The organism is Enterococcus sp. GPZ-007, from assembly GCF_059374735.1.
In genome coordinates this window covers 50,078-69,383 of the sequence record NZ_JCAFYN010000018.1, presented here as the reverse complement: position 1 = coordinate 69,383, position 19,306 = coordinate 50,078, and the positions used below count along the sequence as shown (strand labels likewise).

The window sequence follows — 19,306 nt, the reverse complement described above, 5'->3', positions numbered from 1 at the left end:
GCTCCTCCTCTAAACGAACGTTTGTTCTTATTTTACCATTTTTTGTCTTTGCTTACAAAGTACATTGAACACTGGTGATAGAAACTAATTATCGAAAAGAATAGATTTAAACAAAAGAGATCAATATATTAATAACCAGACGATTAATTATTGACTGTTTTATTTGTGTTCACGATTAATACAGGGATGTTCCCATTGTGCTCTTTATTACATTACTAGCAAATACGGATGAAAACAATAAACAGAAAACAGTAACAAAGTCCCACCTAACTCGGCTTCGTTACCGTTTATCCTAATTCAAATATCAAAAAGTTTCAAAAATCAGTATGAAACTATTAACTCCTTTAGCTTTTTCTGTGCTGAATGTAGAAAATACCGACAATAATCGAAAGGATACATTCTCTTATTTATAATTTTCTATTTAAAATTCAGCTTTTTTAAGAACTAGCATTTTAAGCACGTTTCGTGGACAATGACTCGTAAAAGAAAGAAACAAGAGCTTAGAATCGTCCTCTGACGCATTCGAGTTCGGAACAAAAAGGCCGACATATTTCGAAAATATATTTTGCACAAATTCTCGATATTCCACTAAGATGTTTAGTTGTTCCATTTCTACTTTAGGATTTGGAAAAAAGTAAGAGAAAGGATAGAAATCAACCGCAACACAAAAATACCTATGAACATCGTTGAACTTCATCGATGTCCATAGGTATTTTCAATAATCCTAGAGAATTCTATTAATAAATCAGCACTCCTAGTGCATCATTTTAGATATAAACAGAGCGAAAGGACCAGGTATCCACGTAATCAGAACTGACTTCCAAACCAAGGCGCTTATGATTCATAAGAATATCTTTAGAACCCCTGCTCTGCAATCTTCTTGACTTTCGCAATGTCGCTCATACTAGAATTCTGATAAGCAGCCTAAAACTACTTTGGATTTCAGCGGAGATTCGAACCTAATTACTCCTTTTAAGCTACAATTAAGCTTCAGCGTTTATAGTGTACTCAACCAAAAGACTTTTTCATTTTGCCCGTTACTTCGGTGATGGGCAGCCCTTTTTCAGATATTCTTTAGGAGAAGCTCTCTTTAAATTATGGAACACTCCTTACCTTTTCTGGCCGTTGCGAAAGCAGCGGCTCTTTTTTTCAAAAAAAGAAGAACCGTCTGCGCAATAATCACGTACACGGTTCTTCAACATTTTCTTGATCCAATTGACCCTTATACTTTCCCATTACCTATTTCATTTTTTCGTATGGTTTCCTTAGTGGACGCCGCAATCAGCTCTCGCAAAACTACCAGATCAATGTCCGCCAGTTTATTGACGTGGACACAAACCAACGAGCTTTTGTGTTTTCCTATACGAGCCAGCAAGTCCTCTCTTTCGGGAAATTTCGCTTCTAAATAAATCGTGTGGCGTGTTTTTCGGGTAGCAAATGCGGCTAATGGCGCTTCACCTTCTCGCCCAGAATCGTATCGATAGCGATACTGACCAAAACCAATCATCCCACCACCCCAAACCACAGGCTCAAAGCTAGTCGTTTCACGAAACAGCTCTACTAATTGGTGAGCCTCCTCCTGTTTGCGAGGAGGCGGAATTTCTTCAATAAAGCCTTCTACTGATTCTTTTAAGGGCCGTAAAACGGGATCTGCCATCTTGCGGTACCACCTTTCTACTATTTTCTTAAGTATATGATAGCCGTACCGCCTACCGCTACTTATCTGCTTTTGATCTTGCATCTGGGCAATTCATTTGATCCTTCATGAAAATAACCCGCAGAACCGATAATCTCAAAAATAAAACGTGTTCAAAGACTCTTGAACACGTTTCACTCATTAATAATTAAAACTCCAACTGATTCATTTGCTTATCAGTCTTTTTGATTGTACTTTTTTAGCATTCGATAATTGATTGCAAAGTATAGAAACCCTTGGCACGTTTGGATTTTTTGTCGCGTTTTCTTGTTTTCTGAATGTTTCGCTTTGCTATGTACGTTCCGAAATGGAGACCAAAGAAAAAACACCCGCCTCCTTGTATATTGTATTTAGGGTTTTAATCTTCCAATTATTGTAGGCGAACCCTAGGAACCTTTGTTATCTTTTTATCTAGTTTAGCATCCTTCAAATAATCGTTTAGTTCTACGGAAATTAAACTTTCCGCCGCTCTTACTGTCACAGGCATTGCACTACCTTCTGATGATTCTATTTTAGCACGTACGGGACGTACTGTGAATTATAGGAAATCCATACTTTCAATAGCGATATATGCATCCCCATTGAGATTTCATTTACATCGTTCATTTTACAAGCGAGAAATGAACGTGATGACTGATCCTTTAGCTCTTAGATATCCTGTATTTTATTCCGCCTCAGTGATACATTTCATTATGCTCAATCATCGCAGCATTTACACCATCGAGCAACGACCGTATTCCGCTTATTCATCTCCCATATTTCACTTTTTCTTTATCAATGAAACCCTGCCACAGCAAGGTTCAATGATTGGATTCCCCCCTACGCATTTTCCACCTATTTTATTTTTTTAAAGTGCTATTTTTCTCACTTAATCAAACTTAGAAGCAATTTGTCCCAATTTGAAGACAAATATCACCATAATTATTTAAAATAACCATCCCTATATTTTCATTCATGATTCCTCTTTATAATTCTGATTATAGAAACGTATTACGCAAATACAATAAATTATTTTTTAGAGGAGGAACTATTTATGAAAAAGTTAGAGCCCTTTGAGTATTTGGATGATAAACAATGGTCACCTTTATGGAAACAGTATGTGCACAATGCTCTACTGTTTATTCCATCTAAGATTCAAGAGATCATATGTATTCTCCCGATACCAGACAGTGACGATATCTTGATTCTCTCGGACAACGGTACATTTATTAACAACAAAAGTATTCTTTTGACGCTGCAATCTTTTGCTTCAACTCATTGTTATCCTGATTACGCAATCAGTTCCCACAGTCTTAAGCGCCTAAAACTTTTCGGACAATACAAACTCCCCTGGTTCTGTCCGTACTTCGCGCTCTTCCCTCTTGAAAGTGCCAACCAAACTATCTGGCTTAATCCATTAAAAATCAAAAACATCTTTAAACACGAAGGACAGTACTACGCCGAGATGAGTAACGAACTGATCCTACTGCTTCCCATAAGTAAACGGCGAATCACTAAACATGCCGAAATCGCTTTATTACTCTTAGCTACTATCGCACGAGGGAACTTTCACACCAACCAACCTGGCACAACACCACTTGATTTTCTTGACCTACCCAATACACCATTCGCCCGTTACTTAAGCAAACGAAAACTCCTACAGAAATTCTTGACTCCCATTGGAAAATTAAGAAAGCAATACCATATTAGTTATGTATTGTATCATTATCCAGACCTGATTGAAGAGTCAGATGCTGATTATGAAGACAACTGGATATAGCTTATTGTGCAAACGTTTTCTATAAAAAACTTTTATTATACATCAATTTGCTTTTGTTTGTAAAATCGCAATTTGACTATTTCACCCCCAATTTGACCACTTTTTAGTCGAAAACCACGTTTTTTGCCCAAAAACAGGTCAATTTGACCCCTTTTTGGTCAAATTGCAATTCGCACTCTTTTTGATAATCCGCTATCTTTTAGTCACCGGCCGGAACAAAAAATCAAACAGGAGGAAACAACCATGATTCAACACATCGGAAACAAACTACAAGTAGAGATCGACGCAGGCGGAAAGAAAATCAAGAAGATCACCTTTCCAAATGTGATCGAAGAACCAACGGAAGAAAAAGTCCTTGAACTAGGCGAGATTATGAAAGGATTAGCCGTTGAGGGCAGCGAGTTGTACGGCGTGGTCTTGACTAGCCAAACCCGCTACACCAAATAGAAAGGGGAAAAAATAAATGTCTATGATAAAACTTGTCGCAACCTTTAAAAACAGCTTTGGCAAAGATCAACAATGGAGCTTCCAAGATCCAAACACATTAAAAACCGACACCGAGATCAAAGGTCTATTAGAACAAATGACCACCGTGAAGCTTTGCCAGAAAGACGGTGCGGAACTGTTCCACACTGTTGAAACCGCCAAGTACGTAGAAACAACTGAACGAATTATTTTTTAGAAAAATTGAGGAGTGGAGGTAGCGCTGCCGCCCTCCTCTACCAAAAAAAGAAAGGATGAGAACCCATAATGCAGATCCACCCCCTGTCGTTCCGGCAGTTATTCAATTTAAAACCAAAAACATTAGAAACGCGCATCACCAATTTTTATCAAGCCACCCAAAACAGCAGTGTCACGATCCAATACATTTTGACCCTCAAGGTCCGCAACCAGCTGGGGGCGACGGAGTTTGATCACTTTTTGAAGGATCTTGTCCGTGAATTGTTTATGAATACCAAGGCGACACGTACCATGAAGCGCTTCTTTCATTACTTTGAAGACTACTTTATCGCACCAGAATGGCAAACCTTGCATTCGAAAGTCCTGCCACAAAGAGTCTCACCTCAAAGAAGCTTTGGTGAAAAAGTCGTGTCAAAAGTCCGTTCCTTCTTTTCATTTGCCCGTCCCAAAGAAACCAACGAACCTTGATAATCACTACCTTACGCAGAAAAACTAAAAGAAAGGATGTAGAACAATGACCGAAGATTTAATCGTAACCTTTGGCAAAGGCGATGGCGGGACGCATGACTGGAAATATAAGGGTCTCGATCCTGAACTAACAACGCCAAAGATCAAAGAAGCGTGCGAACTACTAACAAAACTAGACATTTGTACAGAAAAAGGCGTAAAACTATTTGACTCAGTGGTGACCGCAAAAATCGTGACCACTATCGATACTTTGATATTTGACCCAGAACATGAGACAAAGGGGCTGAATTATTATGGCAAACCAGCTCAGGAAACAACCTGTGAAGAGGTCCGCTGTTTTGAAGTGCCAGAGGAAGAAATTGCTCAACCGAAAGAAAAAAGAAGACTGTTGACCACCCCTACTCTCCCTTTCTTAGGTTTGACGAAGCAACCGCTTGTACGACCGTTGACAGGATTGGTAGCAGTGGACAACAAAGAGACATCCGTAAAGGTGGAAAAAGACGTTTTCCCACAAGTAGAACTTGCATGCCCAACACTTGAGGAACACGAACAGAAAACCGTTATGTCGACTTCAAGCTCACAAGAACCAACACCAACCACCAAGAAAAAAGGCTGGCTAAAGCGTCTCTTTAGCAGGACGAGCCACAATAAGGAAGACCCTCCAATTCTCCCGCGGGAATAACCTTTTTCGTGATTACATCCGATCCTTCAAAATTGAATACTGCGTAGGGAACATGCTTCAATTCCACCTGCGAACTCTTTGCAGGTGGTGAATAACTAAATTAGAAAGCGAGGAATGCTTAATGAATCTTTTACCTATTTACTTGGTGGAAGTCTCCCGTTGATGGGTGTTTTTCTAACGATGGTCGGCTTAGACTTACTTAACAACAGGCTACATCAAAGCGCTGAAAAGCCACACATGGGTCTCTTCTATTAATCTCTTTGGCCTATTTACCAAATTCATCACCTTTTCCACCATCATTTGCGCCGCTGCCTTAGACAAAGTGGCGCCGATTGTGGGAATTTCTCTGCCTATCAATGTTGCACTGTTTTGGACCGTTTTACTGATCATTTATGAGATCGGTTCGATTCTGGAAAACGCCCACGAGTTTGGATTGAAGATCACGTGGCTCCAGAAATGGCTGCGGGTTTTTGAACGAGACATTGGAGAAACGCCCGATATAGAAGATCAAGAGAGAAATAGTCACAGGAATGATAAAAACTAACATCACTTTTACGTGATCCATTCTGTTTACTTCATGTGTGCGAAGCTGAAGACAGAGGATCATGTAACTCTGAGGAAAGAAGGAAATGATATGATCCGACCAATGATTATTGATATTAGCGAATGGCAGCACCCAAATCAGATCAATTACTCCATACTGGCAAAGGAGATCGATCTCGTGATCATACGGGTCCAATACGGGGCCGCCTATTGCGATAAGTTTTACCAAACCCATCTGCAACGATTTCAAGCTTTAGGGATTCCCACGGCTGTTTATGCGTGGGTGCGAGGAATCAATCATGAAGATATGGCACAAGAAGCCCACGTATTGTATGAACGAGCCAAAGCCTTTCAGCCGTGCTTTTATTGGCTGGATGTTGAGGAACAGACGATGACCGACATGCGTGGCGGAGTGGAAGTTTTTCGCCAGACCTTAAAGCAGCTTACTGGGCAAAAAATCGGTGTCTATGTCGCACACCATTTGTACCAGCAATTCAACCTAGCAGTTGAAAACTTCGATGCTCTCTGGCTGCCGAGCTATGGCAGTAATACCGGCAGCTATCAAGGTGTCCAGCCGACCGTCAATAAGAACTACGACCTCCATCAATACACGTCAAAGGGACGGTTACCTGGCTACGGAGATGTCTTAGACCTAAATCGCTTGTCTGGCAGAAAATCCTTGCAATATCTTACCGACAAAGTGCAAACAGAAAGACCCTGGGGAATTTCTGAGGAAGACACCTTTACTTTACAAACAGCGATTCATTTGCGCACGGCTCCCACTACCGCTGCACAAAGCATTGCCGTTCTGCAAGCGGGGCAATCCGTTCATTACGATGCCTTCGCTCACGAACAGAACCATGTTTGGATCAGGCAAAAACGTGAAGATGGAACCTATGGCTACCTAGCTACTGGTCCCTCCGATGGGCAGAAACGAACCCGTCCAGCTTGGGGGATATTTGAATAGCGGATTCTCATTAAAATAAGCGGCGGAAGCACTCTTCCACCGCTTATTTATGACTATCGACAAGCATCAAGCCTCAGTTGATCACCAGGTAATAGCTATCTGCTATCATATTTTTCAAATTGTTTAAAAGTGAAGGGATCCGTTACGAATTTCTGCCGACATTGGATGAAAAAGCTTGCTTTTTTACAGATAGCCTACACATCTTTAACAATCACTACACTAACCGGAGATTCGTAAAGTTTTTTCATAAACATTTTATCCTATTATTCCCTGTACAGCTATCGACGTTTTGTAAATCAACATTTTGTTACCATTAATTTGTTAATTCAGCCAATATATTCGTCTTACCTGATAAATTAAACGCTATATCTTTACTAGTCGTCAGTTCTGGAAATACGACAATTACTTCCGTTGCTTTTCCTGCATATTGAATATACGACAGGTCTATCGAGGCTAGTTGACTCTCTTGATCCACTTTCTGACCTACCTTCACTAATATTTCTATTCCTTTTCCACCAAGATCAACCGTATCTATACCAATGTGGACCAATACATCAATCCCAGAATTGCTTTTTAACATTATTGCGTGCTTTGTCGGAAAAATACTTTCTACTTTTCCTTTAATTGGACTAAATAACTTTCCGTTATCTGGCTTGACCGCAAATCCCTCTCCCATCAGCTTTTGTGAAAAAACCTTATCGGGGACTTCAGAGAGTGAAATCGGTTTACCCTCAATTGGCAAATATACGGTAGTAGTTTTGTTTTTTAAAAGTTTACTAAACATCGCTTTTCCTCAATTCATCGTTTAAGTATGGAGAATATTTCACTATTTTTTGTGTTAATTCATCAAAATCCAGGTCGTTCACTTCTTCTAATTGATTAATGATATTTTGAGGGAAATCTGGATGCAGCCCTCCACAAATTGCTGTCGCAATCGCTCCAATCGTATCTGTATCTCCACCTAATTGTGCAGATAATTGCGCTGCTTTCATTGGATCACCTTTGGCCAACTTTATCACTGCAAAGACACTAGGGATGGTCTCGATTGTTTCTACCCCAGTCCCCCATAGATCGTACAGCTCAGATAGTACCGTTTCCTCATCTAAGGATTCAACTAATTGACTGATACTGTTCATTCGTCGAATCAATGAAGCTGAAGCGACTTCGTATCCCTTTGCCATTCCAACTCTGATTGCTTGATTCGTAACTTCAAGCATTTCTGTCAAATCCTTATTGCCGAAGCATACAAAGCTGATCGCAGCGGCAACTCCGCTGGCACCTGCAATGGCAATAGATGTGTTATGAGTGGGGACACAGATTTGCTGAACATTGTCCACTAATTCTTCTATTTTTCGGTAATCAGAGATAATCCCAATCGGTGAGATTTTCATTGCTGCACCATTTGTTGTTCCAAAGCGACCAGTTTCAGTATAAGGAACACCCGCTTCAATCATTGAAAGTGCTTTGCGTGTGCTCGGACCTGAAACTAGTTCAGCCAGCTCAGAATCTCTACTCCATAAACGAAGCTGATCAATATAGTTTTCTACGCTGATTTTCCCATGATATGTAGCCAACATGTCAATAATAAATGTCGTGTTTATTGTGTCATCGGTCACCTGTCCGGCTTTCATATTTCTTAAAACCGCACCCTTATTCATCGCTGGTACAAACTCTTTTATTCCATTTGGAAATTCTTGCTTGATCATTTTTTTTGTCCACAATTCAGTAGGCATTCCCATAGCATCTCCTAGGGCACCACCAACTAAAATCCCTTTGACACGTCTAAATAATTCATTCATATTCGTTCTCCTTTATTTCTACAAAAGGCTCCAAATAATGGATATCTTCTTGCCAAAAAAATTGATAGTTCTCTTGATTTAACAGAATCACCATACTTCTTGAATCAATCCCTGCCTTTTTCAACCCAATCAAATCAAATTCAACTAAAACCTCTCCTGCCAAAATAGGTGTATTCTCAGCTTTTTTTACATGAAATAATTGATTCGATGCTTGTTTACTATTGACTCCTAAATGAATAAGCAACTCATGACCCAAATCGCTTCTCAAAGTTAGGACATGCTGGTTAGGAAAGATTCTCGTGATTGTTCCTGGGAAAGGGGCGATTAGCTTCCCTTCGAATGGCAAGACTACTACCCCATCGCCCATGATTCTTTGAGACAGAGGATGCAGCGGAACTGCATCCAATGACTCCATCTTTCCAAAAAGTGGTGATCCTATGCTAACTTTTTTTCTATCAGTGTTTGACCTTTGTCTTCCACGGGATCATTTTTCTTCGTTTCTTTGTAGCTAAGATAACCTGCTATAAAACCAACTGCTAAGGTGGCCAGTGTTGCAACTACAGCAATAATGAAGCCTGAATAATCCGCATTTTTAGGATTTATGAATCCACCGATTCCAAATAGGCCAATTGTACTTGCATAGTTTGGAACGCCAAAAGCTGCAATGATCACTCCGCCAACCGCACTAGCAATGCAACTGATAAAATAACGTTTTTTTACAGGTAATGTAACGCCATACATTGCAGGTTCAATAATGCAAAATACCGTAGAGATGATTGCGGAGATACAAATTGATTTTTCTTTTCTACTTTTGGTCCGTAAATAAACAGCAAACACAACCGCCATTTGTGCAAATGGAACTGTATATATCATCGGCATCAAATAATCATAACCTTGAGTTGCTAAGTTGTTTATCCCTAATGCGATAACAGGCCAATGCAATCCCAACAGGACCAATGGTTGATAAAGCAAACCAACAATAAAACCCGTAATTACTGGTGAAGCACTGTATAAAAAACTGATGCCTGCCGAAATCAAATCACTCGCAAAATTCGCTAATGGCCCAAACAATAGGATAGTAGCTGGAATCCCGATCATCAGAGTAATCAAAGGAACTAGTGTGAAACGCAAGACTTTAGGAATAACTTGATTCAACTTCTTCTCTATTTTTGAAATGAAAAACATCGCCAAAATTATTGGAATAACTGTTGATGTGTATCCATTTTCTGGAAAAATAATCGGAATACCAAAAAAGGTTTTAAATACAGGTGTTTCAAAGATAGTATGAGTAAATAATGTATAAAGCGGCTTTCCTGAGGTCAAATCAGCTAGCAGAGTCGGAAAAACTAAGGTTGCTCCAATCATCATACCGATGAATCCATCCGATTTGAATGCCTTAGCGCTGGTATAGCCAAGAATTATTGGAAAGAAAGTAAACAACGCATTTCCTAAAGCTGATAAAATAATTGATTCACCACGATCTGGTGTTGTCAAATTGGCAATGGTTAAAATTGATTGAACGCCTAACACCAAACTCGCAGCAATCAAAATTCCTAAAGTTGGCGTAATTACTTTTGTAATAATTTCAATAAAGCGATTAATTAACCCTTTTTTTTCAGGTTGCTCTTCCGTATGTGTTAGCTTTTTATCACCACCAATTTCTGCCAAAACTTCTTGATAAACATCGGCTACATGAGTTCCAATAACTACTTGATATTGTCCGCCAGAGTATTGTGCAGTGATAATTTCTGCATGATTTAATAATGCGGTCTCTTCTACTACTGATGGTTCTACTAATGTGAAACGCAATCGTGTCATACAATGCGTAACACCAACAATGTTCTCTTTGCCGCCCACATGCTGAATGATAAATTGAACCAAATCATGATATTTATTCATTATCTTTTTCCTCTTCCCTCTCAAAAACTATTTTCTGAATGTGCAATGTTAAATACATTTTTTCTTCGGCCGATAAAACAAATTGATACTTATTTTTAATATGCTTTTCAATTACTAATACACAACGATACGTTTCTAAGTATTTCTCTTTAATCATGGACAGCAATTCTTCGTTATCTAACCCTTGAGATCCAGAGACTCCTTTTATGACTCTCTGAGCGAAAAAACGAACATGGGTAATCAAACGTTGGTAGTACAACGATTGTGTTTCAAACTCAATCCCAAAATAATAGCGAATTGTATCAGTCACCTCTTGAACTATTTGGATAATTTGCTGAATTTCACTAGGATTATCGGAACTTAGATCTGCGTTTAATAGATGCAGTGTAATAAACCCTGCTTCTTCTTTTGGAAGATTTAAATCAAATAATTGGTTCATTCGATTTCTTCCATAAATTCCAATTTCATATTCTTTGGGATAAAAATTATGAATATCCCATATCAGCATATTTTTATACATATATTCTTCTTGTGTTCGTTTCAGTGAAAAATTTAAATGATCCGACAAGGAAATATAGATAGCATCACTAATTTCTTTCCCAAACTCCTTTTTATACAATTCAACTATTTCTTCTACGACTTGAAAGATTTCCATTGATACATTATTAATCAACTCGGCAAGTTTATTTCCAAACTCAGAATTTGTCGTCACAAATTCTTTCTGAATCCGATTTTGATCAACCTTTTGACCGACTTTTTTATCAAAAGCAATTCCTCTACCCATAATAATTTTTTCTGTTTGGTTCTCTTCAACAATCAAAAAATTATTATTCAATATCTTTTTAATGATCATTTTTATCGCCTCCCGGAAAGCAAAAAGACCTATCTCCCCAAAATATGGAAGATAGGTCTAGCTCACAACTTAATATGATTACTACCCTGAACTCAATACAAATTTGTAAAGAGGCATCTAGGTTTCCCTTTTTACGATGCTTATTCAATTGAACAACTTGAGACTAACACGCTTTCATTACTGTGTCAATAACTTTTTTTAGACAAGCTTTCTATTCTTATGGGATGAATACACGCTCATTTTTTTGCTTTATTTTAAAACAAGAATAGATAGCAGCTGTTTACAAGACTCGTCAACGATATCTCCCTATTTCCTTCAGAGATAATCAATCACAAGCAAAATAAATACTTTAATTCATGGGACCCAGTCATTAAATAATGTTTTGGTTGACGGGTCTCATGCTGAAAGAGCGATTAATCTCTTACTATTATACCCATCATGCCAATTTTTTTGGTATATGTTTTTTTTACCAGTGAGCTAAACCTGCTCAACAGCCGCAAAGTTTGAGAGCAACCGACTAGCATACCCGTCATTGAAAACGACTCTTCTAGTTGTTTCTCCAATGACAATAATCTCTAACTCGTAATCAAAAAGACGATACACCGAATAAAAGCGTCGCCAGGCTGAAGGACTAGTTAGATAGACTGCTTGGAATTTTTTGTCAGACAGCAGTTTTTTTAAGCGCTCCCTTGATGTCTGGGGAAAGCGATTCTCATAAGAAATATAAGAATGGACTTGATAATGATTTCCAAGTTGTTCCTCTAAATAATGATCCGCTAGCTGACTTTTAGGATAAAAGATTGTCGTGGGAGACGGGTATTTTTCCTTCCATTCAGATAGCATGGCCTGTTTGGTCTCAATCGAACTGATGAAGGTCGGTTCAAAGCCCAATTTTCTGACCTTCTGCGCCGTTTTTGTACCGATCACAGCGATCTTTGTTCTGGGATCAGCGACCAACAATGTCTGCTCTACAGCAGTCTGACTCGTGAAGAAAATCCATTGGCTGGCTCTTACTTGTTGGAGCTGCTGATGGTGCATCCCATTGAAATGGATCGACGTTAGCGGCAGCAGCTCAACTTGAAAATTCAAGCGTTCAAAAAAGGCCGCGTCCTCCGCATTCAATCCGATACCTCGTGTTAACAGCAGGGTTTTTGGGGCAGTAACTGGCCCACTGCTTGTTTTGCTAATAATAACGGATCACTTCCTGTCAAATGAATCTTTCTGCCTCGATCCTCCAGATTCTCGGCTAAAAAGGCAAAAAAATCCCAAGTGTTGCCTATTTTTTCTGTGAAAGCACCGATTGGGATGTCACAATTCCCATTCATTTCCGCCAAATAAAAACGCTCAGCGTTGGCAGCTTCCTGAGTTTGAGGATCAGTGATTTCTGCTAATAATGCGGATAGCTCGTGATCTTCCCTTCGGCATTCCACCCCTAATGTCCCCTGACCGATTGCCGGGACACATACTTCCGGTGCCAATATTTGATAGGCTGGCAGGCTGGCAAAATAGTTCATCCGTTCTAAGCCGGCACAGGCCAAAACTGTCCCGTCCATTTTTTCGCTGAGCATTTTTTCTAAGCGCGTTTCGATCTTCCCGCGAATCGGGACAAAACGCATCTGGGGATATCTTAGACCTAATTGCTTGGCTCTACGAATGCTGCTGGTACCAATAACGAGCTCCTGTTGACTTTTTAGCACGTTTTGATCCTTTAAAATCAAGCAATCCAGCGGCATCGCCCGTTTAGGTGTGGCGGCTAGCATAAGATCCGCTGGTAGAATAGCGGGCATATCCTTTAAGCTATGTACGGCAAAGTCGATCTGCTTTTGTTGTAATTGATATTCTACTTCCTTAACAAAGACACCTTTTCCTCCGATTTGAGTTAAAGGTGCCTGCTGCAGACGATCTCCTTTGGTTGAAAGTCCGACGACCTCAATTTCCAATGACGGACATTTTTCTTTTAGTAAGTTCACGACTATCTGTGTTTGCTTCATCGCCAAGGGGCTTTTTCGTGTGCCCACTTTTAATCGTCTCATAGGATTCCTCGATCTATTATTTTTCCTCCACTATTATAGGGGAAGGCTCGTCATTTTCCAATTTTTGCGATTTTGGCTTCATGCCCACTTTGAAGGCTAGAAAATACATGCCCGCCAGAATGACACCGCCGCCAACCAAATTGCCTGACCATACGAAAATCATGTTCTCAACAAATTGTCCAATCGTTACTCCCCCGGCTAGTACGCCAGTAGCGATAAGGAACATATTTGCCACTACGTGCTGGTAACCTGCGATGACAAAACCAGCGACAGGCAGCCAGGTACCAAAGATTTTTCCAATAAAATCGCGTGACGCCATGTTCATATAGACCCCTGTGCAAACTAAGATATTGCAGGCAATCCCTGATAAAAACGCCTGTAACGGTCCATCTGCCACACGTCCCTGGGCTACCGCGATGGTACGATCCACAAAAGCTCCCTGTAACGTATTTGAAAAATAGCCAAAGAAGATGGCTACGGCCAATGCTCCAACCAAATTGAAAAGGGTGACTAAAAACATATTACGAGCCCATTGCTTCAAAGTGATTTCTTTGGCATAAAGCGCCATGCTGACTGCCAGCATGTTTCCGGTCACTAATTCGCCGCCAACCAGCAGTAAACAAATCAAGCCAAAGGGAAAAACGACCGCGCCTAATAAGTTTACTAGGGTTCCCCATTCTTTTGGCATGGACCCCATCGTCCGAATCATGGCAACACCGGCTAACCCGATAAATACTCCGGCCATCGTCCCTAATACGGCAATTGTTAGAAAACTATAATTCGCTTTCGCCTTACCTCTCGCGATCGCTTCATCCACTAAATCTTTTGGTGATAAAGACATATTTTTACTCTCCTCTTTGCTTATTTAAAAATAATCCTTCGGCTGCTTGTTCCATAAAAATGATCTGTTCAAAGGACTGTTCGGCTAAATACCGGTCACTGATGCTGTCGAATCTCATATCCCGTTTTTCGCCTACCTGATGCCACCAGACATCCGCGCCAACACTTGTATACTGAAGCAGCTCGTCGATCGTTGGCGAGCGGGTCGATACAAGCAGACACCGCAGACCATATTTAGGTAGTTTTTCGAACCAATTAAATTTTTGCTCACTCGAAACCACCTCACCGATCAGGATCATCGCTGGGTTTTTGAGCCCCGCTTCAGCGATCATTGGTAAAATCGTTGATAAGGTCCCAGTCACTTTCTTTTGCCGCCCGTAGGTTCCCCAACTGATGACGGAGATTTCGGTTCTTGGGGAAAAACCGTTGCTAGACAAATGCGTAATGAAACTGGGCAGTGCCTCGACTCCCATGTATACGCAGAGTGTTTGTTCTTTGGTTAAGACTGGAAAAGCCGCGATTTCATTTTCTTTTACATGCCCAGTCATGAAAGTGACGGCTCTTGCCCGTGCTCTTTCTGTTAAAGAAATCCCATTGTAAGCAGCCGTTCCGCTGGCCGCCGTGATTCCAGGAATGATTTCAAAGGAAATTCCCTCACTGGTGACGGCTTCGAGTTCTTCGGTCAAGCGGCCGAAAATCCCCGGGTCGCCTCCCTTTAAGCGAACGACCTGGGCATACTTCTTTTCTGTATCAATCAGAAGCTGATTGATGGCTTCCTGCTTCATACTGTTTTGGTAAGGGGTTTTTCCAACATAAATCAGCGCACAATCGGCTTTGCAATAAAACAGCAGCAGCGGATTGACTAAGCGATCGTAGATGACCGCATCGGCTTCCTGTAGCCGCCGTTTCCCCTTAACGGTCAGTAATTCAAGATCACCGGGGCCGGCGCCAACAAAGGAAATCATTGGCTAGACCTCGATATAGATATCGTCTTCAACGATTTCTATAGGATAGGTCTTTACTTGCCCCTCATCCGGTTCTTGAATCTTTCCATCGACTAACGAGATCTTATACTCACGCATTGGCTCATATAGATACTCGCCTGAGACAATGCCCTCCAAGACCGGTCCCTTGGTCAAAGGACAATAGTCCTCAATCGCGAACACTCTGCCATCAGACAATTCAAAGACCGCGATCTTTTGATCCGCTAAAACAACCGATCGGCCGATCCGCGGGATCAGCTTAGTTTTTTTCGTTGCTAATAATTTTGACAAATTAATCACCTACTCCCACTAGTTCTGGTTTTTCGATCGTATACATTTTTTCCCTTAAATCAAGGTCTTTGGTGATTGGCTGCCAAGCATCCTTCCGGCCTTTTGTGGCAATCGCCGCATTTAAGCTCTTCCAAAGTGCTTGACGTTTTTCAGGGTCTAACAGAACTGTCTTGACATTTTCAAAGCCCATCCGCTCGACCCAAGGCGCTGTCCGTTCACCATAGATCCCTGTTTCACGGTAATATTGTAGCATCGCACCACATAGATCGATGACTTCTTCCTCCGTCTCAACCGTCACAAGATGCTGTGCTTCGACCAACTCGGTTCCGCCATTTCCGCCGATCAGGATTTGGAAGCCGTTTTCGACACTGATGATGCCAAAATCCTTCACCGCTGATTCTACACAGCTTCGTGGACAGCCTGAAACCCCGACTTTGAACTTATGAGGTGTATCGATGTATTCAAAATGCTTTTCGATCTCAATCCCTAGCTCCATCGTTTTTTGGGTACCGAAGCGGCAGAAGCTTTGACCGACACACGTCTTCACTGATCGGAATACTTTGCCATAGGCTTGCGCCGCTACCATGTCCAGCTCCGCCCAAATTTTTGGCAGATCTGCCTTTTTCACTCCATAAAGACCGATTCGTTGCGATCCCGTCACCTTGACTAGCGGAACATCGTAAGCTTCAGCTACCTGTGCGATCTTCATTAATTGCTGCGGAGTCGTTTGTCCGCCGCGCATTCTTGGAATGACTGAGAAGGTTCCGTCTTTTTGGATATTGGCGTGCATTCGTTCATTGACGACACGAGAATCTCTTTCATCCTCGTGCTCTGCCGGCCAAGCCACATTCAGATAAAAGTTCACCGCTGGACGACATTTCGAACAGCCTTCTGGATTGCGCCATCCCAATTCAGCAAATACCTCATTCGTACTAATCAAATGCTTTCCATAGATTTGCGTAACGACCTGATCACGATTCAAATCGGTACACGGACAAATACCGGTAGCCGTCGTGACCGCGTCACCAAGTTCATATTCCAATAAGGTTTGAACCTGCGGCTTACATTTCCCACAGGAGGTACCGGCTTTGGTCACTTTCCCTACTTCTGCGACGCTGGTCAAGCCCTTCTCGCGAATCGAGCGTAGGATTGACCCCTTATCTACGCCATTACAGCCACAAACGGTCTCATCGTCTTCCCATTCGATGACATCGGCACCCATACCAGCCCCTTCTCCGACTGCCTGCAGGACTGCGATCGTTTGAAGATCAAGCTCGCTGATCTCTTGACCCTTTTTCATCAAATTATAGTAGCGACTGCCATCATCCGTTTCGCCGTAAAGAACGATCCCTTGGATTTTTCCATCCTTTAAGAAGATCTTCTTGTATTTTCTAGAGGCACTATCGAATGCCTCGATACTGTCCATGCCTTCTGTATTCAAGATATTCCCCGCTGAATACAGGTCAGCACCTGAAACTTTTAGGGAAGTGAAGGTTTTTGAGCCTTGATAGGCTTTGATCTCCGGCTGATCGGTCAAAAGATCCGCCAAAATTTTCCCCTGCTCGAATAATGGCGCCACTAAGCCGTAGCAAACGCCGTTATGCTCGACACATTCACCAACGCCGTAAATATCCGGCAAACTGGTCTCCATGTAGTCATTTACGACGATCCCGCGATTGACCGTCAAGCCAATTTCACGCGCCAATTCAACCGCTGGACGAATCCCGATCGACATTACGATCAAATCAGTCTCGAGCTCTGTCCCATTTGCAAAACGCATGCCAGTCACGCGTTCTTCTCCCAAAATTTCTTGGGTACTATGCTCCATCAAAAAGTGCAGCCCTTGGTCTTCTAACTCCGCTTGTAGTAAATTGCCGGCTTTTTCATCCAGCTGGGTCTCCATCAGCCACTTCGCTAAATGAACGACCGTTACATCCATGCCTTGCTCCTGCAATCCTTTCGCTGCTTCAAGACCTAACAAGCCGCCACCGATAACTACTGCCTTCTTATATTTAGCAGCTGCTGCCAGCATCTCGGCTGTATCATCGATCGTGCGAAAGGCTACCACTCCTTCCTTATCTGCGCCGGGAATCGGCAGGATAAATGGATGAGAGCCTGTCGCAAAAATAATTTTGTTATACGGCAGCACCTTGCCCGACTCGGTTGTGACAGTTTTCACGTCCTTATCGATACCGACGGCTGGATCGGCATTAATCAGTGTAATCTGATTTTCAAGGTACCATTCCATTGGATTTGTGATGATCTCATCGACCGTCATCTTTTTTTGTAATACGTTCGAAAGCATGATTCGATTGTAATTTGGGTATTGCTCATTGCCAATGATCGTTATCGCATACCGATCAGCATCACGTTCTAAAATTTCTTCTACTGTACGTACCCCAGCCATCCCATTTCCAATGACTACTAAACGTTCTTTCAATCTCTCCACCTCGGCTTCTATTTGTTCACACCCTCACAATAAATGAATTGAATCGTTTTTTATATAAGGGAATCCCCTATTTATTCATAAAAAAGGGTGTGTGACAAAAGTCTTGTCCCACACCCTTTTCTGATTAAATTGCGTTTAATATAATAGCTTCTGGTGAAATAAGCCGAAATTTGCGAAGTCACTTTTAGAAACTACCTATTCGTTACTTGTAGTTGAAGATTTCTTCACAGCTGCTTCAAAAATCCGCTTAGTTTTTCTTTTAGCTGTTTTGCTTGGGCGGGTGACTTGCCCCGTGTTGAAACCGCGACCTCGAAGGCTTCATCTCTGATCACCGCCATGTTGAAGAAATTACCGCGTGATTGCTGCGTGGTATCATTGACCAATTGCTCCGTTGTTGTTTCTGCCGCTATTTGCTGATTTGCGCGTGCATCATCCGTACAAATAAAGACGAATTGAAAGTCTTTCGTATCACCCTTGCGAAAGACGCGCTGTTTCAAACTCACTCGTTTATCCTCTGCTAAGGCTTTGATCTCCGCCGTGAATTCCGGCGCTATAATCGTGGGGACCGCACCTGCTTCCACCAAACCTTTTGCCTTTCTAGTCGCGATTCTTCCGCCGCCAATAACCAAAACAGAGAATTTTTTTATATCGATCATGACTGGATACATGAAATTTCCTCTAATCGTTCAGCAATCGCTGCCGCCAAAGCCTCACTATTTTGCATAGTTGGCAGGAAAACATCTTGCCCCCCTCTTTGGTCAATCAGTTCCTGCTTTATTTTTTTAGCCAAATAACCCTCCGTAAGAAATAAGCGCTGAATAATCAGGGGATTCGGATGCTCCTGTAAAACCTGCTGATAGGTCCGTTCACCATAATAACCCGCAGAATAGCCCCTTCGTCCGACCTGCCGTTCGACGCTCTGCGCGATTTGGCTTAATTGCTGAAGAGGTTCTGGATAGTGGGGCGTCCCATGAGCAATCAAAAGGACCTCCATATTAGGGTCTTCCACAGAACGAATTTGCTCCACAATGAAATCCTCGACCGCCTTGGTTGTACCTAAAGTGGACAAAATCTGATAGGGCAGCTTCTTTTCAAGCAGTCGTTTGGCTCGGTCTGGTAAATCTTCATTGGCATGCGTTGCGGGAAAAAGCAACACCGGTAAAAAGACGACTTTTGCAACTCCCTGCTTCAGCAATGACTGGATCGCCTCCTCCAGCGTTTGAAAGGAGCCCTCCAATAACCCGATTTCATAAGGATATGGGAACCCCTTGGCTACCTCCTCAATCACTGATAGATTGGCTGTAGCGATTTTATTTTTACGTCCATGTAAAACAAAGATAATTCCGATCATTTATCTGCTCCT

20 protein-coding genes and 1 pseudogene are annotated in these 19,306 nt (G+C 41.7%); 7 read left to right on the top strand and 14 right to left on the bottom strand.

Annotation, left to right across the window (positions count from 1 at the left end):
* Positions 1–1,222 precede the first annotated feature (1,222 nt).
* Positions 1,223–1,657 carry a DUF1801 domain-containing protein gene (locus tag AC4J95_RS11090; protein WP_494549946.1) on the bottom strand — a complete coding sequence of 145 codons (435 nt, stop codon included), beginning with the start codon at positions 1,655–1,657 and terminating at the stop codon, positions 1,223–1,225.
* A gap of 1,072 nt (positions 1,658–2,729) precedes the next feature.
* Between AC4J95_RS11090 and AC4J95_RS11085 the strand changes: the two genes are divergently transcribed.
* The 7 genes and pseudogenes from AC4J95_RS11085 (at position 2,730) to AC4J95_RS11055 (ending at position 6,796) form a co-directional block, all read left to right on the top strand.
* Positions 2,730–3,455: a hypothetical protein gene (locus tag AC4J95_RS11085; RefSeq protein WP_494549945.1), complete on the top strand. Its 726-nt coding sequence runs from the start codon at positions 2,730–2,732 to the stop codon at positions 3,453–3,455.
* 243 nt (positions 3,456–3,698) lie between these two features.
* Complete coding sequence (locus AC4J95_RS11080) at positions 3,699–3,902, top strand: DUF1659 domain-containing protein (protein ID WP_494549944.1); 204 nt, start codon at positions 3,699–3,701, stop codon at positions 3,900–3,902.
* Between the two features lie 16 nt (positions 3,903–3,918).
* Positions 3,919–4,137: a DUF2922 family protein gene (locus AC4J95_RS11075; RefSeq protein WP_494549943.1), complete on the top strand. Its 219-nt coding sequence runs from the start codon at positions 3,919–3,921 to the stop codon at positions 4,135–4,137.
* A gap of 68 nt (positions 4,138–4,205) precedes the next feature.
* Positions 4,206–4,604: a hypothetical protein gene (locus AC4J95_RS11070; protein WP_494549942.1), complete on the top strand. Its 399-nt coding sequence runs from the start codon at positions 4,206–4,208 to the stop codon at positions 4,602–4,604.
* A gap of 46 nt (positions 4,605–4,650) precedes the next feature.
* Entirely contained in the window at positions 4,651–5,286 is a 636-nt protein-coding gene (locus AC4J95_RS11065; RefSeq protein WP_494549941.1) for a DUF2922 family protein, read from the top strand.
* 114 nt (positions 5,287–5,400) lie between these two features.
* Positions 5,401–5,830 (top strand): annotated as a pseudogene (locus AC4J95_RS11060) (phage holin family protein).
* Between the two features lie 90 nt (positions 5,831–5,920).
* Positions 5,921–6,796 (top strand): GH25 family lysozyme, encoded by an 876-nt coding sequence (locus tag AC4J95_RS11055; protein ID WP_494549940.1) that lies wholly within the window; start codon positions 5,921–5,923, stop codon positions 6,794–6,796.
* Between the two features lie 313 nt (positions 6,797–7,109).
* Here the strand turns inward: AC4J95_RS11055 and AC4J95_RS11050 are convergent, their stop codons facing one another.
* From AC4J95_RS11050 to AC4J95_RS10990, 13 genes are all read right to left on the bottom strand, one after another.
* On the bottom strand, positions 7,110–7,580 hold the full coding sequence (locus tag AC4J95_RS11050; RefSeq protein ID WP_494549939.1) for a PTS sugar transporter subunit IIA: 471 nt from the start codon (positions 7,578–7,580) through the stop codon (positions 7,110–7,112).
* Positions 7,573–8,595: an ADP-ribosylglycohydrolase family protein gene (locus AC4J95_RS11045; RefSeq protein WP_494549938.1), complete on the bottom strand. Its 1,023-nt coding sequence runs from the start codon at positions 8,593–8,595 to the stop codon at positions 7,573–7,575. Before AC4J95_RS11045 ends, AC4J95_RS11050 begins: the two co-directional genes overlap by 8 nt.
* On the bottom strand, positions 8,588–9,001 hold the full coding sequence (locus tag AC4J95_RS11040; protein ID WP_494549937.1) for a PTS sugar transporter subunit IIA: 414 nt from the start codon (positions 8,999–9,001) through the stop codon (positions 8,588–8,590). The genes AC4J95_RS11045 and AC4J95_RS11040 overlap by 8 nt, the downstream gene beginning before the upstream one ends.
* A gap of 29 nt (positions 9,002–9,030) precedes the next feature.
* Entirely contained in the window at positions 9,031–10,494 is a 1,464-nt protein-coding gene (locus AC4J95_RS11035) for a PTS transporter subunit EIIC (RefSeq protein ID WP_494549936.1), read from the bottom strand.
* The gene (gene licT / locus AC4J95_RS11030) at positions 10,487–11,347 is read right to left on the bottom strand and encodes a BglG family transcription antiterminator LicT (protein ID WP_494549935.1); all 861 of its coding nucleotides are present in this window, start codon (positions 11,345–11,347) and stop codon (positions 10,487–10,489) included. Before licT ends, AC4J95_RS11035 begins: the two co-directional genes overlap by 8 nt.
* Before the next feature lie 477 nt (positions 11,348–11,824).
* Complete coding sequence (locus AC4J95_RS11025) at positions 11,825–12,469, bottom strand: uroporphyrinogen-III synthase (RefSeq protein ID WP_494549934.1); 645 nt, start codon at positions 12,467–12,469, stop codon at positions 11,825–11,827.
* Between the two features lie 14 nt (positions 12,470–12,483).
* A complete protein-coding gene (gene hemC, locus AC4J95_RS11020) occupies positions 12,484–13,380 on the bottom strand; it encodes a hydroxymethylbilane synthase (protein ID WP_494549933.1) in 897 nt (298 codons plus the stop codon).
* 16 nt (positions 13,381–13,396) lie between these two features.
* Positions 13,397–14,221 (bottom strand): formate/nitrite transporter family protein, encoded by an 825-nt coding sequence (locus tag AC4J95_RS11015; protein WP_494549932.1) that lies wholly within the window; start codon positions 14,219–14,221, stop codon positions 13,397–13,399.
* A 4-nt stretch (positions 14,222–14,225) separates the two neighbouring features.
* Positions 14,226–15,185, bottom strand: coding sequence for a uroporphyrinogen-III C-methyltransferase (gene cobA / locus AC4J95_RS11010; protein ID WP_494549931.1), 960 nt, complete (start codon positions 15,183–15,185; stop codon positions 14,226–14,228).
* A gap of 3 nt (positions 15,186–15,188) precedes the next feature.
* Entirely contained in the window at positions 15,189–15,503 is a 315-nt protein-coding gene (locus AC4J95_RS11005; RefSeq protein ID WP_494549930.1) for a nitrite reductase (NAD(P)H) small subunit, read from the bottom strand.
* The gene (nirB, locus tag AC4J95_RS11000; RefSeq protein WP_494549929.1) at positions 15,496–17,934 is read right to left on the bottom strand and encodes a nitrite reductase large subunit NirB; all 2,439 of its coding nucleotides are present in this window, start codon (positions 17,932–17,934) and stop codon (positions 15,496–15,498) included. The genes AC4J95_RS11005 and nirB overlap by 8 nt, the downstream gene beginning before the upstream one ends.
* A gap of 233 nt (positions 17,935–18,167) precedes the next feature.
* Positions 18,168–18,611, bottom strand: coding sequence for a precorrin-2 dehydrogenase/sirohydrochlorin ferrochelatase family protein (locus AC4J95_RS10995; RefSeq protein WP_494549928.1), 444 nt, complete (start codon positions 18,609–18,611; stop codon positions 18,168–18,170).
* A complete protein-coding gene (locus AC4J95_RS10990; RefSeq protein ID WP_494549927.1) occupies positions 18,596–19,294 on the bottom strand; it encodes a sirohydrochlorin chelatase in 699 nt (232 codons plus the stop codon). The genes AC4J95_RS10995 and AC4J95_RS10990 overlap by 16 nt, the downstream gene beginning before the upstream one ends.
* Between the last annotated feature and the right edge of the window lie 12 nt (positions 19,295–19,306).

Coding starts and splice junctions, on each gene's coding strand:
- AC4J95_RS11090 (WP_494549946.1), bottom strand. CDS start 1,657: ATGGCAGATCCCGTTTTACGGCCCTTAAAAGAATCAGTAGAAGGCTTT.
- AC4J95_RS11085 (WP_494549945.1), top strand. CDS start 2,730: ATGAAAAAGTTAGAGCCCTTTGAGTATTTGGATGATAAACAATGGTCA.
- AC4J95_RS11080 (WP_494549944.1), top strand. CDS start 3,699: ATGATTCAACACATCGGAAACAAACTACAAGTAGAGATCGACGCAGGC.
- AC4J95_RS11075 (WP_494549943.1), top strand. CDS start 3,919: ATGTCTATGATAAAACTTGTCGCAACCTTTAAAAACAGCTTTGGCAAA.
- AC4J95_RS11070 (WP_494549942.1), top strand. CDS start 4,206: ATGCAGATCCACCCCCTGTCGTTCCGGCAGTTATTCAATTTAAAACCA.
- AC4J95_RS11065 (WP_494549941.1), top strand. CDS start 4,651: ATGACCGAAGATTTAATCGTAACCTTTGGCAAAGGCGATGGCGGGACG.
- AC4J95_RS11055 (WP_494549940.1), top strand. CDS start 5,921: ATGATCCGACCAATGATTATTGATATTAGCGAATGGCAGCACCCAAAT.
- AC4J95_RS11050 (WP_494549939.1), bottom strand. CDS start 7,580: ATGTTTAGTAAACTTTTAAAAAACAAAACTACTACCGTATATTTGCCA.
- AC4J95_RS11045 (WP_494549938.1), bottom strand. CDS start 8,595: ATGAATGAATTATTTAGACGTGTCAAAGGGATTTTAGTTGGTGGTGCC.
- AC4J95_RS11035 (WP_494549936.1), bottom strand. CDS start 10,494: ATGAATAAATATCATGATTTGGTTCAATTTATCATTCAGCATGTGGGC.
- licT (WP_494549935.1), bottom strand. CDS start 11,347: ATGATCATTAAAAAGATATTGAATAATAATTTTTTGATTGTTGAAGAG.
- hemC (WP_494549933.1), bottom strand. CDS start 13,380: ATGAGACGATTAAAAGTGGGCACACGAAAAAGCCCCTTGGCGATGAAG.
- AC4J95_RS11015 (WP_494549932.1), bottom strand. CDS start 14,221: ATGTCTTTATCACCAAAAGATTTAGTGGATGAAGCGATCGCGAGAGGT.
- cobA (WP_494549931.1), bottom strand. CDS start 15,185: ATGATTTCCTTTGTTGGCGCCGGCCCCGGTGATCTTGAATTACTGACC.
- AC4J95_RS10995 (WP_494549928.1), bottom strand. CDS start 18,611: ATGTATCCAGTCATGATCGATATAAAAAAATTCTCTGTTTTGGTTATT.
- AC4J95_RS10990 (WP_494549927.1), bottom strand. CDS start 19,294: ATGATCGGAATTATCTTTGTTTTACATGGACGTAAAAATAAAATCGCT.